The sequence below is a fragment of the Pelagimonas sp. genome (genome assembly GCF_050633425.1).
Taxonomy (GTDB): domain Bacteria; phylum Pseudomonadota; class Alphaproteobacteria; order Rhodobacterales; family Rhodobacteraceae; genus Pelagimonas.
The window spans coordinates 31,910-46,470 of record NZ_JBOEGM010000008.1; the positions used below are offsets into that span (position 1 = coordinate 31,910).

Here is a 14,561-nt window from a genome sequence, read left to right on the forward strand (position 1 = left end):
GGATGCAGACATGATCACGAGGGAGAGAGACATGAGAAACGCGCCAAAATCAATTATTACCCAAGCAGCAACCGGCCTGCTTGCAACCACGTTAATGACCGGATCGGCAACAGCCCGCGAACCCGGCGTCTTGCCGACAATCCCACCGGGGGCCTCCATGGGCGTGCCAATCGCGGCACCAGCCCCTATCGCAGGTCTTGCCGCAAGCAGCCGTAACGGCCTGTCATTCCAGAAATACTATGACTCCGACGGAAACGAGACCCCCACGGATATCACGATCCGCGACACGGTTTTACAATTCGCAATTGTTCCCGGAAACGAAATCCTGGGCGGACAGTACCGCGCCTTCTTGTCCATTCCCTTCATTGACATCGAGAGCGAAGATATTCCAACCCCCTTTGGACTGGCCAGTGGATCGAGCTCCGGTCTGGGCAGTATCGAAATTCGACCGATTGATATTTCGTGGCAAACCGCTCCGGGCATTTTCGTCAATGCTGGCCTCAGTGTTTTCACCCCTGGCGATTGGGACGAAACGCGCCTGGTCAATCCGGGTCAGAACTTCTGGAGCATCGCGCCAAGCGTTGGTGTCAGTTATCTTCGCGACGGCTGGAATGCCTCTGCGCATCTGCTTTATTTTGCCAACTTCGAAAACAAAGACAACGGGTACACATCCGGCGACGAAGTGCATCTCAACCTGACCGCGATGAAAGATGTCGGCAATGGTTGGAGCTTTGGCGGGGTCGGTTACCTGCGCGAGCAAGTCAGCCGCGACAAGAACCCAGACGGGGCCTATGGCGGTATGTTGGGGGGAGATGCGTCACAGCGCGGTCTTGGCCTTTCGGTGTCCAAACAAGTCGGCCCGATGAATTTCAACGCCATGTACACCAAGGACCTGAGCGTTCGGGATTCCGGTGGCGGCGATCGTTTGTGGGTAAACGCGATCATCCCAATCAAGCGCTTCGGCCAATAACCCCCCCGACACCTCAAACAATTGTGGGGCAGCGCCCGATTTGCGCTGCCTGCTTCTCCCATTGCCCAAAGGAACAACGCAATGACCACGCAAATGATTGATCCGCCTCGCAAGCAGGAGCGCCGCTTGTCCAAGTCACTGCTGCTTTGGGGGGCTTTTTGTCTGATGCTGGCGTTCTACAGCCTCTTGGTCTGGGACGCGGGTTATAAACTTCAGCCACAAAACTACGACCCCGAACATGCCCAGTTGTATGACAAGATCGAAGCGGCAGGCAATCAGGGCGTGCCCTATGCGCAAATCGCTGACGAGGCGCTTGAGGCCTATCCGCTTTGGAACAATCTGACAGCGATGGTGACCGGCACCTATTTCGGGTTTGGCAGCAACGGCAATACGGACCCTGTGCGCTACTACAACAGCATGGAGCCGGTCGAGAAATCCGCGCTCAGCCTGCACATGATCCTGGGTGGGGCGGTTCTGATCCTTGGCATGTTCCAGTTCACCCCGTCCTTTCGCAAAAAGCATCGCAAAGCCCACCGCGCCATTGGCGGGGCCTATATCCTGGCGACGTTCGCGATGTGTTTTGCCGCGATCTACCACATGGTGCATACCGGCATTGAGAACACCTATCAGGGCTTTGCCTTCCATGTTCAGCTGTGGTTCCTCGCGCTCAGCACGATCATCGCGCAGGTGCTTGCAATCGTCTTCATCAAAAAGCGGAATTTCGCGCTGCATCTGGGGTTGCAAGTCTACACGTTCGCAGCCTTCCTGAACGCGCCGATCCAGCGCTATGACTGGGCCGTGTTAGGGTCATTCTACCCGCACCTGACCCAAGGCGAGGTGAACAACCTCGTGAATATTCTGACCTTCTGGCAGTGTTTGCTGATTGGCTATGTGCTGTTTGCGTGGAACCGATCTTCTGCGCCGGTGCGCTCCAAACCGGTTGAAATTGCACCGCAACCCATGGGGTTAAAGATCTTTCTGGGCCTTGCAACCGTGGCGGCTGTGCTAACCGTTCTGGCCAGCTATGTCTCCGGCACAGGTCTTAGCGGCTGGAGTGTCGCACAGGGCGTTGCCCCCGCCAGCACCTTGGCCGCCGAAGCGGCGCTTTATGCAGGCAAGCCGATGCAAACCGCAGTCTTTGGAATATTGAGCGCCGCGGCCATCGGCTCGGGCATGTGGTTGATGATGCGGGATGACACCTCCCGCCTTGCGCGCAATATCTTTTATGTCAGCGCGATTTTGGGCGGTCTGCAACAGATCCTTTGGGGGCTGCAACTGGGCGACCCTGTCATGGCCGTCACATCGGGGGGCGGTTTCTATATCGTGTCTGGTCTCTCGCTCACGGGGTTTGCCGTGCTGGCGCTCTTTTTCCAAAGCCGAGGCCGCGAAAACCTCTGGCACGAGATCATGGTCTTTGCCGTGAACTTTGCCTTTGCCCCGGCGCTGATCGTTTGGGGCCACGGTTTGTGGTATCTGCTTGATGTCATCCCGACCTTCTACCTTGAGCGTGGTCATGGCTATGTGCTTGGTGCAGGGGCCGCGATCCTGACGCCCACGTTCAACGGCTTCATCGGCATGATGACCAGCCGCGAGACACAGTCTCGGGCCCTTTGGTAAGGCAGTTTCAAACCCCGGCAGGCCCTGCATATCGGGCCGGCCACCACACCAGTTTGGACGGGATAAAGATGCTTCAGACACATTTCGATCATTGGCCTGTGGGCCTGCCCAAATCACTGCCGCCCGCGACCCATACGTTGGATGATAACCTGCGAGATGCGGTGGCGCGTGTACCAGACAAAGCCGCGTTGATCTTTTACGGGGCCACCAAGACCTATGCCGCCCTCGGCTCCGAAGTGACGCGTATCGCGGGCTATCTGCAAGAGGTCTGCCACCTTGCCAAGGGGGACCGTGTCGGCATCTATATGCAGAACTCCCCGCAATTTGTGGCCGCCTTTTACGGTGTGATCCGCGCCGGTGGTGTCGCCGTCCCGATCAACGCCATGCATCGGCAGGACGAGGTGTCGTATATCTGCACAGATGCGGGCATCCGAGTGGTTTTCTCTGCCCAAGACACTGTTGCCAATGTCGCCCCGCTCCTTGGTTCTGGCAAACTCGACCATGTGATTGCGGCCCATTACGGATCAGAATTGCCGACGCCGCTTGCGGTCCCGGTGCCTAATTTTGTCACGACCACCGCCGCTGCACCCGGTCCCGGAGTCGTCGACTGGGCCGATATGATGGCGATGGATTGCCCCCATGCGCCGGTTGCGCTTGGCGTAGATGACGTGGCTGTCATGCCCTATACCTCGGGGTCGACCGGGCGGGGCAAGGGCTGCATTCATAGCCACGCCTCGGCGCTCCATGCCCTAAACGTCATCGCCACATGGTTCGGCTATACCGGCGATGAGGTCCATCTGGGCGCAACGCCCATGTTTCATATCGTCGGCCTGCAGGGCATCATGAACGTCGCAATTGCCACAAAGGCAACGATTGTGATCATGTCCCGCTGGGATCGCAAGGCCGCCGCCGCTCTGATCGCGCGTTATGGCGTGACCCAATGGTGTACAGTGCCCACCGCCATCATTGATCTGCTAAATGCCGAAGGGCTGAAAACGGACGATCTTAGCAGTTTGCGTCTGATCTATGGCGGTGGCAGCGCGATGCCAGAGGCGGTTGCAACCCGGCTGCACGATCTGACCGGGCTACAGTTCGTCGAAGTCTATGGCATGACGGAATCCATGGGGCCGATCACCCACAATAGCGTCGAAACCCCCAAAAGCGGCTGCGTCGGCTTTCCTGTGATGAACACAGATCTGGTGCTGCTTGACGTTGACACTTTGACACCGGTGCCTGCCGGAGAGGTCGGTGAAATCGCTGTGTCGGGGCCGCAAATGCTGCGCGGCTATTGGAACAATCCCGAGGCGGATCACGAGAGCTTTGTCACGTTGGAGGGCAAACGGCTTTTGCGAACGGGTGACCTTGCCTATGCCGACGACCAAGGCCGCATCACCATCGTTGATCGGCTCAAACGCATGGTGAATGCCTCGGGCTACAAGGTTTGGCCTGCCGAGGTCGAAGCCCGTCTTTACCAGCACCCCGCCATCGCCGAAGTCTGTGTGGTTGGCGCAAAGGACACCTATCGCGGCCAGACCGTCAAAGCCGTGGCGGTTCTCAAACCGGGCGCAACGCTCACTGCTCAAGAATTCACCGCCTGGGCCCAAGACCACATGGCGGCCTACAAGGTCCCTCGTTTGCTTGAGCTTGTAGACAGCCTTCCCAAAAGCCCCGCAGGCAAAGTGCTGTGGCGCGACCTGCAAGACATCGAAGACGCAAAGGTAAATCCATGACAGACGCAGTGATCGTATCAACCGCGCGCACCGGCCTCGCCAAAAGCTTTCGCGGATCGCTGAATGCGACCCACGGTGCGGCGCTGGGCGGGCATGTGATCAGGCACGCCGTTGCCCGCGCGGGGATCGCGGATGAGCAAATCGAGGATGTCATCCTGGGCTGCGGTTTCCCCGAAGGCACCACCGGCATGAACATCGCCCGCCAGTCCGCCTTGCGGGGCGGCTTGCCCGTCAGCGCGCCGGGCCAAACCGTGAACCGGTTTTGCGCCTCCGGCCTCCAAGCCATCGCAATGGGCCATGCATCGGTACAGATGGGGCACGCCTCTGCCGTGGTTGCAGGCGGGGTCGAGAGCATTTCAATGGTTCAACCGACCCTGAACACCAACGCGATGCAAGACGCGTGGTTGGCTCAAAACAAGCCCGCCGTTTACATGGAAATGATCGACACTGCCGATATCGTTGCCGCCCGCTATGGCATCAGCCGCGACGCACAAGACGCGTTTTCCCTGCAAAGCCAGCAGCGCACCGCAGCAGCCCAACAAGCCGGTCTGTTTGATGCAGAAATCGTGCCAATGGACACCGTGATGACGATCAAGGACCGTGAAACAGGTGCCGTCAGCAAACAGGCGGTGACTGTAACATGCGATGAATGCAACCGCCCCACCACGACGCTGGATGATCTTGCGGGCCTCGCTCCGATCAAAGGCCCGGATCAATTCGTGACGGCAGGCAATGCCTCGCAACTGTCCGATGGGGCCTCGGCCTGTGTGGTGGTCTCTGAGGCACTGGCGGCCACGTCAGATGCGATACCGCTGGGGGCGTTGCGGGGCTTTGCCGTGGCCGGGTGCGAGCCTGACGAAATGGGCATCGGCCCGGTTTTTGCGATCCCCAAATTGTTGCGGAAGGCGGGGTTGCATGTCTCGGACATTGATCTGTGGGAAATCAACGAGGCCTTTGCCTCGCAGGCGCTCTATTGCCAGCAAAAACTGGACATCGACCCCGCCCTCCTAAACGTCAATGGCGGGTCCATTTCCATCGGCCATCCCTTTGGCATGACAGGCGCGCGTCTTACGGGCCATCTCTTGCTGGAAGGGCACCGCAGAGGCGCAAAATACGGTGTGGTCAGCATGTGTATCGCCGGGGGCATGGGCGCGGCTGCGGTGTTCGAAATCTTCTGATCTCACGCATGGTCCGCACCGCCAAGACGGGGCCTGACACGTCCAAATGATCGGAAGCGGGGGCTCAATGTTGGACGAGACAAAAGCGTAAACCGAGTGGCCTCAGCGCGAGATCTGCAATATCCGCGCCCGCTGCAATGAGCGTCAATGCGGGCTGAGACTGGGGCACAGAGGTGCAGTGATCAAGGACACCTCGATTGCGACGCTGGCTGTTGCGCCCTTGCGCGCCCTCCCGTCGCCCTGCTTAATACCTTCAAACAGGGGCAAACGGCGGGCAAACGGGCACCATGACACAACGGGTTTTTATCACCGGCGGGGCCGGGGGCTTGGGGCGCGCCTTGGCGCAGCAGCTCACCGCGACCGGCGCGCAGGTTCTGATCGGCGATATTGACCACGCCGCAGCCCAGAAAACCGCGACAGAAATCGGTGCCACCGCCATCCGCTGTGATGTGACCTCAACTGATGATCTCAACGCCGTCGCCACGTGGTTGCAAACCACCTGGGGCGGGGTCGATCTTGTGATCAACAATGCCGGTGTCGCCCAGATGGGGCCGCTTGATCAAACCCCCATCGACGATTGGCAATGGATCATTGATATCAACGTCTTGGGCAGCGTGCGCTGTGCCCAGGCCCTCGCCCCGATCATGCCGCCCGGCAGCCAGATGCTCAACATCGCTTCCATGGCGGCCATGCTCTATCTGCCAAATTCTGCCGCCTATAATGCCTCCAAGGCCGCCGTTCTGGCGATCAGCGAAACCTTGATGCTGGAATGGGAGCCGCGCGGCATTTCCGTCCATGTCGCCTGTCCAAGCTTTTTTCGCACCGATTTGGCCCGCAACATGCGCGCGTCAGACGGTGCGACGCGCGCCATGACCACGCGTATGGTGGAACGCGCCCGAATAAGCGCCGATGACGTTGCCGCCACGATCCTAAGTGGGCTGGCCAAGGGCACGCCCCATATCCTCACCCATAAACCGGCGTTTAAAAGCTGGCTCTTCAAACGCTATTTGCCCTTTTCCATGTATCTCAACATGATGCGCAAACAACTGGCGGCGCTTGATGCCCGGCTCAAGACCCCCTCAAAATCAAAGCGCTAGGCGGGGGCATGTGACGTCACGAAACCGCTGACCTTGCGTGGCGTCGTGATTGGCGCGCGCCCGGCGGTGACCTAACCCCAGCGCAACGTCGCGCGCGAGGGCCATAAATCATGACCACTTCCCTGAACCTGCCGAAAAACCACCTCAATGCCGTGCTGGATCGCATCGCCTTTCTGCCCGAACCTTTGCGCCTGCGGGCCTTTGATGTCTTCCTCGGTCGTTTGATCCGGGCCTATTCCACTGTCGGCATTCGCACCCGTGTGCTCACCCCGGATCGCGTTGAGATGAGCCTGAAAAACCGCCGCAAGTTCCGCAATCACGTCGGTGGCATTCATGGGGTTGTCTGCCAGATGCCCGGCGAATTTGCCGCTGGCATCCTGCTTGCGCATTGGGTGCCCAAAGGCGCGGTTGTGGTGGTGCGCTCTTTGCAGGCCGAGCTGCACAAACCCATCCGCGGCGACATCCACGCAGTTGCGACGCTGCCCCAAGACCAATTGCGCCCGGCGCTTACGCTTGAAAAGGGGGAGGTCACGGTCTCGATCCAGCTCACGGATAGCACCGGCGAACAACCCATTGCCACCGATATCACCATGGCGTGGTTTCCAAAATCAGCGCGCTCAAACTGACGCAAGGTTGTGCTGGTTCCATCAGTGTCAGGCCTCCTAATGTGGGGCAGGCTGAGGGGGGAATACATGCGCAAAATCTTGATGAGGGCAGGGGCCAGCCTTGCCGCTATGGTCGGAATATTGGCCGGAGTATTGGCCTACAACACATGGGCATTCACGCCCCAACCGGTCGCCGATGCCACGCCGTATACCCTTGGTGCTGACCTTGATGGCGCTGTTCAAACGCTCTCTCGGGCGGTGAAATTGCAAACGATTTCCAATGCCGGTCAACAGGCGGATTTTGATGCTTTCGCCACCCTGCTAAATTCGGAATTCCCAAACATTGCCAGTAACTTGGAGCGCTTATCTCTGGCGGAAAATACCTTGCTCAATACTTGGCAAGGCTCTGATCCCGGTCTTGCGCCTGTGCTTCTGGCCGCCCATTCCGACGTGGTTCCCATTGCCTTTGGCTCGTTGGATCGTTGGACCTATTCCCCCTTTTCCGGCGAGATCGCCGATGGCTATGTCTGGGGGCGCGGCACCTTGGATAACAAGGGCGCCTTGATCGCCATTATGGCCACGGTCGAGCACCTTCTCAGCACCGGTTTCGCCCCCAAACGTACTGTTTACCTGTCCTTTGGCGGCGACGAAGAGATCGGTGGCAAAGGGGCGCAGGCGGTGGCTGACCACCTCATGTCCCAAGGCATCACTCTCGATTGGGCGCTCGATGAAGGCTCCTTTGTTCTCCAGGATATCATCCCCGGTCTCGACGTGCCCGTGGCAAGCATCAACCTCGCAGAAAAGGGCTATGTCACCGTCAAACTGGTGGCGCGCGCGCCCGGTGGGCATTCGGCGCTGCCGCCTCGGATCACCGCTGTCGGGCGCATCGCCCGCGCTGTGGATCGCCTGCAAACCACCCCGGTTCCCGGCGGATTAACCGACGTCTCAGGTGCGTTTTTCGACAGGCTCGGCCGTCATTTCAGCCTTGAAAAGCGCGTGTTATTCGCCAACACATGGCTGTTTTCGCCACTGTTGAATTCGGTTCTCTCTGACGCATCCACCACAAACGCAATGCTGCGCACCACCACCGCCCCCACCATGCTCGCCGGTTCCAACAAGGAAAACGTCCTCGCTGCCGAGGCTTCGGCAACTGTCAATTTCCGCATACATCCGCGCGACAGCATCGACAGTGTCGTGGCCCATGTCCGCGCGACGGTTGACGACCCCGAGATTGAGCTTGTGTTCAGCAAACACATCTCGTCCGAACCGTCCCCGGTCGCCGATGAAACCAGCCTCGGCTATGCGCATATCCAAACCTCAATCACCCAGGCCTTTGGCCCCTTGGCCACGGTGCCCGGCTTGACCATCGCCGCGACCGACGCGCGCCACTACGCCAAGGCCGCGAAAAATGCCTTTCGGATCAATCCCTTCAAAGTCACCAACGATGATATTGCCCGCTTTCACGGCATTGATGAACGCCTCTCGATTGCCAACCTTGAGGCCGGGATGAACTTCTACGGCGCGCTTTTGACCAAACAATAACGCGCCATAAAACGATCAGAAACAGGATCAGGGGCGGAACTCATCCTTGATCTCTTTCATCGCCAAACGGTCCACCATCCCAGGCGCGAACAAGCGTAACCACCGTCCAAATCGGGCCTTCGGGGTCATCAAAACCTCACGCTGCCCACGGTCCATGCCGTTCAGAATAAGCCGCGCACAGGTCGCAACGGGCATCGCCTTGTCGTCCTTAAGCATTGACACACCCGGCGCTTTGCCACCCAGTGCAAAACCTTGCTTGCGAATGGCGGTGTCGATTGTGCCGGGATAGGCCAGCATCACCCGCAACCCTTTGTGGCCAAGTTCGGCGCGCAGGGCTTCCAAAAATCCGTTCATCGCAAACTTGGTGCTGCAATAGGCGGTGCGCCCGGGCACGCCGACCAATCCGGCCAAAGAACTGACGCCGACAACCAATCCCTTGGTCGCCAAAAGATGGGGCAGGGCGGCGCGGGTCAACCAAACCACCGACCAATAATTCACCACCATCAACGTTTCATACCACGCCAGATCATCGTCACCGGTGTCGCTAAAATTGGCATGGGCCGACATCCCGGCATTGTTGATCAACACATCAATCCGGCCGAGCCGCGCCACGGTTTCGTCGATCAAATGGCGGCAGGCTGCGCGATCCGTGACATCGGTCACAATAACCTCAACATGCGTGCCCATCCCGCGCATCTCTTGTGCGACGGCGTCCAACGCGCCTTGCCGACGTGCCGCCAAAACCACCGCCGCGCGGCCCTTGTCGCGGGCTGCTATCTGGCGGGCCAACTCAGCACCGATCCCCTCTGAGGCTCCGGTGATCACGATCACCTTCATGCGGCGGTCCCAGAGCGGCGCGTCACCCAAATCCCAAACAAAACAGCCGTCACATACATCGACACCGAATACAGCGCAGCGGGCAAGGCGATTTGGAAATTTGCCAGCACAGACAACGCGATATAAAGCGCCAATGTGGAATTATGGATGCCGATCTCAAAGCTGATTGCCCGCGATGTGCCCTCATCCAATCCGCTGGCACGCGACACGAAATACCCGGCCAACAGGCTCACCAGATTGAAGGCTATCACCGCCGGTCCCAAAATGGCAAAACTCTCGGCCAAGGCGGCGCGTTCAGAGACAATCGCGATCAAGGCGAACCCGGCCAGAACCAAGGCTGAAAAAATCTTGAAAGGTTTTTGAGCGCGCGCGGCAAATGCCGGTGCAAACCGCCGAAAGGTCATGCCGATCGACACGGGAACCAGCACCACAGCCACCACCTGAGCCACCTTGCCAAATTGCAATGGCACCACCGCGCCATCTGCGCCTTCGGGCGAAAAAATGGCAATGGCGATGTTGGAAATCACCGGCAAAGTGATAATCGCCAGCACCGTGTTTATCGCGGTAAGCGAGATGTTCATCGCCACTTTTCCGCCGTATAAGTGGCTGAAAAGATTGGCAGTCACACCGCCGGGCGAGGCGGCCAAGATCATCATCCCAACGGCAAAAGCCGCCGGGAGACCAAAGGCATAGACAATCGCCAAACAGGCAATCGGCAGCAAGATGATCTGCAAGACCAGCGCCAAAACCACCGCGCCCTTATGTTTGGTCACGCGGGCAAAGTCTTGCACGCTTAGCTCAAGACCCAGCCCAAGCATCACCAGAGCCAATGCAATCAGCAAAACATCTGGCAGAACCTCGATAATATCCATGCGCGTCTCCTCCCAAATCCGCTGTAACCTGTGGTATTTTTTAAGTTGGCTTTAGGTCGGCGGCGGCGGCGCGCCCGGCTTGGCGCCCCGAGAACAGGCACCCGCCCAAAAACGTCCCCTCAAGCGCGCGATACCCGTGGTATCCCCCGCCACCAAATCCAGACACTTCGCCCGCTGCATAAAGCCCGGTCATCACCCGCGCACCGCGCCCGTCCTCTTGTACAAAACAGCGCCCGCCCAGATCGGTCTCAATCCCGCCAAGGGTTTTTCGCGTCAGGATGTTGAGCCTGACCGCAATCAACGGCCCATGTTTTGGGTCCAAAATTTTGTGCGGCTTGGCGGTCCTCAGCAGCTTGTCTCCGATATAGTTTCGAAAGGTGCGCAACCCCATAATCTGTTGATCTTTTGAGAATTTATTGTCGATCTGCCGGTCGCGATCCTCGATCTGGCGGCGCAAAACATTGGCATCAATCAGGTTTTTTCCGGCAATGGCATTCATCTTGTCCACCAGCGCGTCCAAGGTCTCGGCAACGGCGAAGTCTTCGCCATGCTCCTTAAACGCTTCCACCGGTCCGGTTGCCTTGGGGCCAATTGCACGCCCCGCCACCATCTTCCAATTGCGCCCGGTCAGATCGGGGTTTTGCTCTGATCCCGACAGCGCAAATTCCTTTTTGATGATGCTCTGTGTCAGCACAAACCAACTGTAATCATAGCCGGTTTCCAGGATGTCGTGCAGCGATCCCAAACTATCGTAACCGGGATAATTGGGGGCCTTCATGCGCTGCCCGGTGGCGTCAAACCACATCGAACTGGGCCCCGGAAGGATGCGAATGGCATGGTCGGGCCAGATCGGGTTCCAGTTGCGCACCCCTTCCACGTAGTGCCACATCCGGTCCTTGTTGATGGTGTTCACCCCCGCCGCCTCAGAAATGCTGATCATCCGGCCATCCACATGGGCGGGCACGCCCTTGATCATCGTCTCTGGCGCTGTGCCAAGCCGCTCTGGCCAGCTTTGGCGCACCAAGTCCAGATTTCCGCCAATACCGCCCGAACAGATGATCACGGCCCCGGCACGCAGCTCAAATTCGCCGGTCACATCCCGATTGGTCGGGGCCCCACGCGGCGCATCATCGGGGGCAAGTATTGACCCTGAAACGCCAACGGCACTTCCGTTTTCAATAATTAGATCATCGACTTGGTGGCGAAACTTAAAGCTGATTTTCCCGGTTTCTTCCAGCGCCCGCGCGCGGCGTTCAAAGATTTCCACCACACCGGGGCCTGTGCCCCAGGTGACATGAAAGCGGGGCACGGAATTGCCATGGCTTGACGCATCCACTCCGCCACGCTCGGCCCAACCGACAATCGGGAACAGCGATAAACCCAGCCCGCGCAGCCAGTCGCGTTTGTCGCCTGCGGCGAATTCCACATAGGCCCGCGCCCATTTTTGCGGCCAATGATCCTCGTCGCGATCAAACCCGGCCGAGCCCTGCCAATCGGCCCAGGCCAAATCAAAACTGTCCTTCACACCAAGCCGCCGTTGTTCGGGCGTGTCCACCATGAACAACCCGCCCAGCGACCAAAACGCCTGCCCACCCAGATTGGCTTCGCTCTCCTGATCGACAATAACAACGTGCAACCCGGCTTCTGCGGCCTCGGTTGCGGCAACAAGACCAGCCAAGCCGGCCCCGATCACAATGGCGTCTATGTGCTGGCTCATAAGTCGTTCCCCCTCCCGTTCACTATTGTATCGAACGCAAAGAGAGGCAAAGGATGAATCTCGCTCGACGCCGCGTCATTCAAAGGCCTCACCGCCGCCTTCAAAAACGGTAAGCTGAACGAGCAACTGAACCGCCTATGTCGCTCAGATCAGGCCTGCAGAGACCCACCCTCACGGCGCGGCATGACCCAAGACCCCCTGACGAAGACGCCCGGAAACCAGGATGTCTGCCCGTGAATTTCTAGGCTTACCTTGCGTTCACCCGGTATTTACGCTCTAGTCCCTTAGACGGGATAGATTCCCGGGGGGATAGTAATGAAGAGCGACCTCACCGTCAGGCTCGCCGACCGTCTGTCACGGTTGCGCGCCGACAAGGGTTGGACCTTGGACCAGTTGGCCGGCGCAAGTGGCGTCAGCCGTGCAGCCTTGTCTCGGCTGGAAAATGCCGAAGTCAGCCCATCTGCGGATGTGCTGGATAAACTCGCTGCTGCCCATAGCATGAGCCTGTCGCGCCTTCTGGCGATGACAGAAGCCAGCTTTCCGGCTCATATCGAACGGGATGAACAAGCGATCTGGCGGGACTCTGACAGTGGCTATGCCCGCCGGATTGTCTCCCCCGGTGCGGCTGCTTTGGCCGGTGAAATCGAAGAATGCCGATTGCCACCGGGCACCGAAGTGACCCAGGACGGCCAGGATCTCCAAGGTCAAGAAGTCCACCTTGTTGTCTTGTCCGGGTACATGCATGCCGAGCAAAGCAACCACAGCTATAGCCTTGGTCCGGGGGATGCTTTGCGGTTTCGACAGGCCGGAGCGCTGCGTTTGGTGACGGCCAAAGGCCAAGGCTGCAAATTCATGATGTGCCGCCTCTCGGGCTAACTACGATTGCGCGTCTTTCGGCCCCAGGAAAAAGCGGCGAAACAGCCAAACCCATCGCTGATCGATTTTTCGCCGAAAAATCGCCCCCCACCTTGGCCAAACTCAACAGTTGGGAACGTTCACAGCCAGCCCCCCAAGCGACGTTTCCTTGTATTTCTCATGCATGTCATGCCCGGTTTGGCGCATTGTTTCGATCACCGCATCCAGCGGCACCAAGTGCTGCCCATCCCCGCGCAGCGCCAGTGACGCCGCCGACACCGCCTTGATGGCCCCCAGCCCGTTGCGCTCAATACAGGGCACCTGCACCAAGCCTTTGACCGGATCGCAGGTCATGCCCAAATGATGCTCCAGCGCAATTTCTGCGGCGTTCTCAACCTGTTCGGCACTGCCGCCCATCACCGCACAGAGCCCGGCTGCCGCCATGGCCGAGGCGCTGCCAACTTCGGCCTGGCACCCGGCTTCTGCGCCCGAAATCGAGGCATTATACTTGACCAACCCGCCAATCGCCGCTGCCGTCAGCAAAAACTCCGGCACTTTTGACCCCACAGCCCCCGGCACAAAATCGAGCCAGTAACGGATCACCGCCGGCACAACACCCGCCGCCCCATTGGTCGGGGCGGTCACGACCTGACCGCCATTGGCATTCTCTTCGTTGACCGCCATCGCATAGGTGCTCATCCAGTCATTGATCGTGTGCGGCGCAGTGAGGTTCATGCCGCGCTCGGCTTCCAGTTGCTCAAAAATCCCGCGTGCCCGCCGCCGGACCTTCAGCCCGCCGGGCAGCACCCCGTCTTGCGCCAAACCGCGATCAATACAGGCGTTCATGACCTCCCAGAGTCGCGCCAACCCGCGCTCCAAATTCTCCGAACCACCGCGTGACACTTCATTGGCGCGCTTCATCTCAGCAATGCTCTTGCCCGAGGTTCGGGCCATCTCCAACATCTCAGCCCCGCTGTGAAACGGAAAAGGGATCGGTGTGCCGTGATCCACATCCTCCCCCGAGGCCAGCTCCGCTTCGGTCAACACAAACCCGCCGCCAATCGAATAGTAAGTCTCTTGCAAGATCACATCGCCCTGCGCATCCACCGCCATCAAAATCATCCCATTGGCATGACCGGGCAGGGCAGGACCAAAGTCAAAGACCAGATCTGTCTTGGGATCAAAGCGCAGCGGGCCAAGCCCCTCTGGCACCACCTCTTTGGTGTCTCGGATTTGGGCCAAAGCGGCCTCGGCGCGGCCATGGTCATATTCTGCCGGTGTGAACCCGGCCAAGCCCAAAACCGTGGCCCGATCTGTGGCATGGCCCACCCCGGTAAAGGCCAATGATCCGTGCAAGGAGGCCCGGAGGCCGATGGCACGAAACGGGGCGCTGCGCAGCGCCTCCAGAAACAGGCCGCCTGCCACCATTGGTCCCATCGTATGGGACGATGACGGGCCAACGCCCACTTTGAACATGTCAAAGACTGAAAGAAACATCGGTGTCTCGTCTCCTGTGATCGGGTGTGGAATCGGCCCAAAGT

General features: G+C 59.1%; 12 protein-coding genes. 8 read left to right on the forward strand and 4 right to left on the reverse strand.

Annotation, left to right across the window (positions count from 1 at the left end):
• Positions 1-31: 31 nt before the first annotated feature.
• The 7 genes from ACRBB0_RS05720 to ACRBB0_RS05750 all read left to right on the forward strand — a co-directional run bounded on the left by ACRBB0_RS05720 (position 32) and on the right by ACRBB0_RS05750 (position 8,739).
• Complete coding sequence (locus ACRBB0_RS05720; RefSeq protein ID WP_431373448.1) at positions 32-970, forward strand: SphA family protein; 939 nt, start codon at positions 32-34, stop codon at positions 968-970.
• An 81-nt stretch (positions 971-1,051) separates the two neighbouring features.
• On the forward strand, positions 1,052-2,587 hold the full coding sequence (locus tag ACRBB0_RS05725; RefSeq protein WP_431373449.1) for a DUF2306 domain-containing protein: 1,536 nt from the start codon (positions 1,052-1,054) through the stop codon (positions 2,585-2,587).
• A 68-nt stretch (positions 2,588-2,655) separates the two neighbouring features.
• Positions 2,656-4,317, forward strand: a complete 1,662-nt coding sequence (locus tag ACRBB0_RS05730) for an AMP-binding protein (RefSeq protein WP_431373450.1) — start codon at positions 2,656-2,658, stop codon at positions 4,315-4,317.
• Positions 4,314-5,495, forward strand: a complete 1,182-nt coding sequence (locus ACRBB0_RS05735; protein WP_431373451.1) for an acetyl-CoA C-acyltransferase — start codon at positions 4,314-4,316, stop codon at positions 5,493-5,495. Before ACRBB0_RS05730 ends, ACRBB0_RS05735 begins: the two co-directional genes overlap by 4 nt.
• A 287-nt stretch (positions 5,496-5,782) precedes the next feature.
• Positions 5,783-6,592: an SDR family oxidoreductase gene (locus ACRBB0_RS05740; RefSeq protein WP_431373452.1), complete on the forward strand. Its 810-nt coding sequence runs from the start codon at positions 5,783-5,785 to the stop codon at positions 6,590-6,592.
• 110 nt (positions 6,593-6,702) lie between these two features.
• Positions 6,703-7,218 (forward strand): DUF4442 domain-containing protein, encoded by a 516-nt coding sequence (locus ACRBB0_RS05745; protein WP_431373453.1) that lies wholly within the window; start codon positions 6,703-6,705, stop codon positions 7,216-7,218.
• A gap of 66 nt (positions 7,219-7,284) precedes the next feature.
• On the forward strand, positions 7,285-8,739 hold the full coding sequence (locus tag ACRBB0_RS05750; RefSeq protein WP_431373454.1) for a M20 family peptidase: 1,455 nt from the start codon (positions 7,285-7,287) through the stop codon (positions 8,737-8,739).
• A 27-nt stretch (positions 8,740-8,766) separates the two neighbouring features.
• Here the strand turns inward: ACRBB0_RS05750 and ACRBB0_RS05755 are convergent, their stop codons facing one another.
• Genes ACRBB0_RS05755 through ACRBB0_RS05765 form a run of 3 tightly spaced genes read right to left on the reverse strand, consistent with a single transcriptional unit; the run spans position 8,767 to position 12,165 of the window.
• Positions 8,767-9,576: an SDR family oxidoreductase gene (locus ACRBB0_RS05755; protein WP_431373455.1), complete on the reverse strand. Its 810-nt coding sequence runs from the start codon at positions 9,574-9,576 to the stop codon at positions 8,767-8,769.
• Complete coding sequence (locus tag ACRBB0_RS05760) at positions 9,573-10,448, reverse strand: bile acid:sodium symporter family protein (RefSeq protein ID WP_431373456.1); 876 nt, start codon at positions 10,446-10,448, stop codon at positions 9,573-9,575. The genes ACRBB0_RS05755 and ACRBB0_RS05760 overlap by 4 nt, the downstream gene beginning before the upstream one ends.
• 40 nt (positions 10,449-10,488) lie before the next feature.
• Positions 10,489-12,165, reverse strand: a complete 1,677-nt coding sequence (locus ACRBB0_RS05765; RefSeq protein ID WP_431373457.1) for an FAD-binding dehydrogenase — start codon at positions 12,163-12,165, stop codon at positions 10,489-10,491.
• A 315-nt stretch (positions 12,166-12,480) separates the two neighbouring features.
• Here ACRBB0_RS05765 and ACRBB0_RS05770 point away from each other — a divergent pair, with 315 nt between their 5' ends.
• Positions 12,481-13,041, forward strand: a complete 561-nt coding sequence (locus tag ACRBB0_RS05770; RefSeq protein WP_431373458.1) for a helix-turn-helix domain-containing protein — start codon at positions 12,481-12,483, stop codon at positions 13,039-13,041.
• A gap of 102 nt (positions 13,042-13,143) precedes the next feature.
• Here ACRBB0_RS05770 and ACRBB0_RS05775 read toward each other — a convergent pair whose 3' ends face one another.
• Positions 13,144-14,517, reverse strand: coding sequence for an L-serine ammonia-lyase (locus ACRBB0_RS05775; protein WP_431373459.1), 1,374 nt, complete (start codon positions 14,515-14,517; stop codon positions 13,144-13,146).
• Positions 14,518-14,561: the final 44 nt, after the last annotated feature.

Coding starts and splice junctions, on each gene's coding strand:
- ACRBB0_RS05720 (WP_431373448.1), top strand. CDS start 32: ATGAGAAACGCGCCAAAATCAATTATTACCCAAGCAGCAACCGGCCTG.
- ACRBB0_RS05725 (WP_431373449.1), top strand. CDS start 1,052: ATGACCACGCAAATGATTGATCCGCCTCGCAAGCAGGAGCGCCGCTTG.
- ACRBB0_RS05730 (WP_431373450.1), top strand. CDS start 2,656: ATGCTTCAGACACATTTCGATCATTGGCCTGTGGGCCTGCCCAAATCA.
- ACRBB0_RS05735 (WP_431373451.1), top strand. CDS start 4,314: ATGACAGACGCAGTGATCGTATCAACCGCGCGCACCGGCCTCGCCAAA.
- ACRBB0_RS05740 (WP_431373452.1), top strand. CDS start 5,783: ATGACACAACGGGTTTTTATCACCGGCGGGGCCGGGGGCTTGGGGCGC.
- ACRBB0_RS05745 (WP_431373453.1), top strand. CDS start 6,703: ATGACCACTTCCCTGAACCTGCCGAAAAACCACCTCAATGCCGTGCTG.
- ACRBB0_RS05750 (WP_431373454.1), top strand. CDS start 7,285: ATGCGCAAAATCTTGATGAGGGCAGGGGCCAGCCTTGCCGCTATGGTC.
- ACRBB0_RS05755 (WP_431373455.1), bottom strand. CDS start 9,576: ATGAAGGTGATCGTGATCACCGGAGCCTCAGAGGGGATCGGTGCTGAG.
- ACRBB0_RS05760 (WP_431373456.1), bottom strand. CDS start 10,448: ATGGATATTATCGAGGTTCTGCCAGATGTTTTGCTGATTGCATTGGCT.
- ACRBB0_RS05765 (WP_431373457.1), bottom strand. CDS start 12,165: ATGAGCCAGCACATAGACGCCATTGTGATCGGGGCCGGCTTGGCTGGT.
- ACRBB0_RS05770 (WP_431373458.1), top strand. CDS start 12,481: ATGAAGAGCGACCTCACCGTCAGGCTCGCCGACCGTCTGTCACGGTTG.
- ACRBB0_RS05775 (WP_431373459.1), bottom strand. CDS start 14,517: ATGTTTCTTTCAGTCTTTGACATGTTCAAAGTGGGCGTTGGCCCGTCA.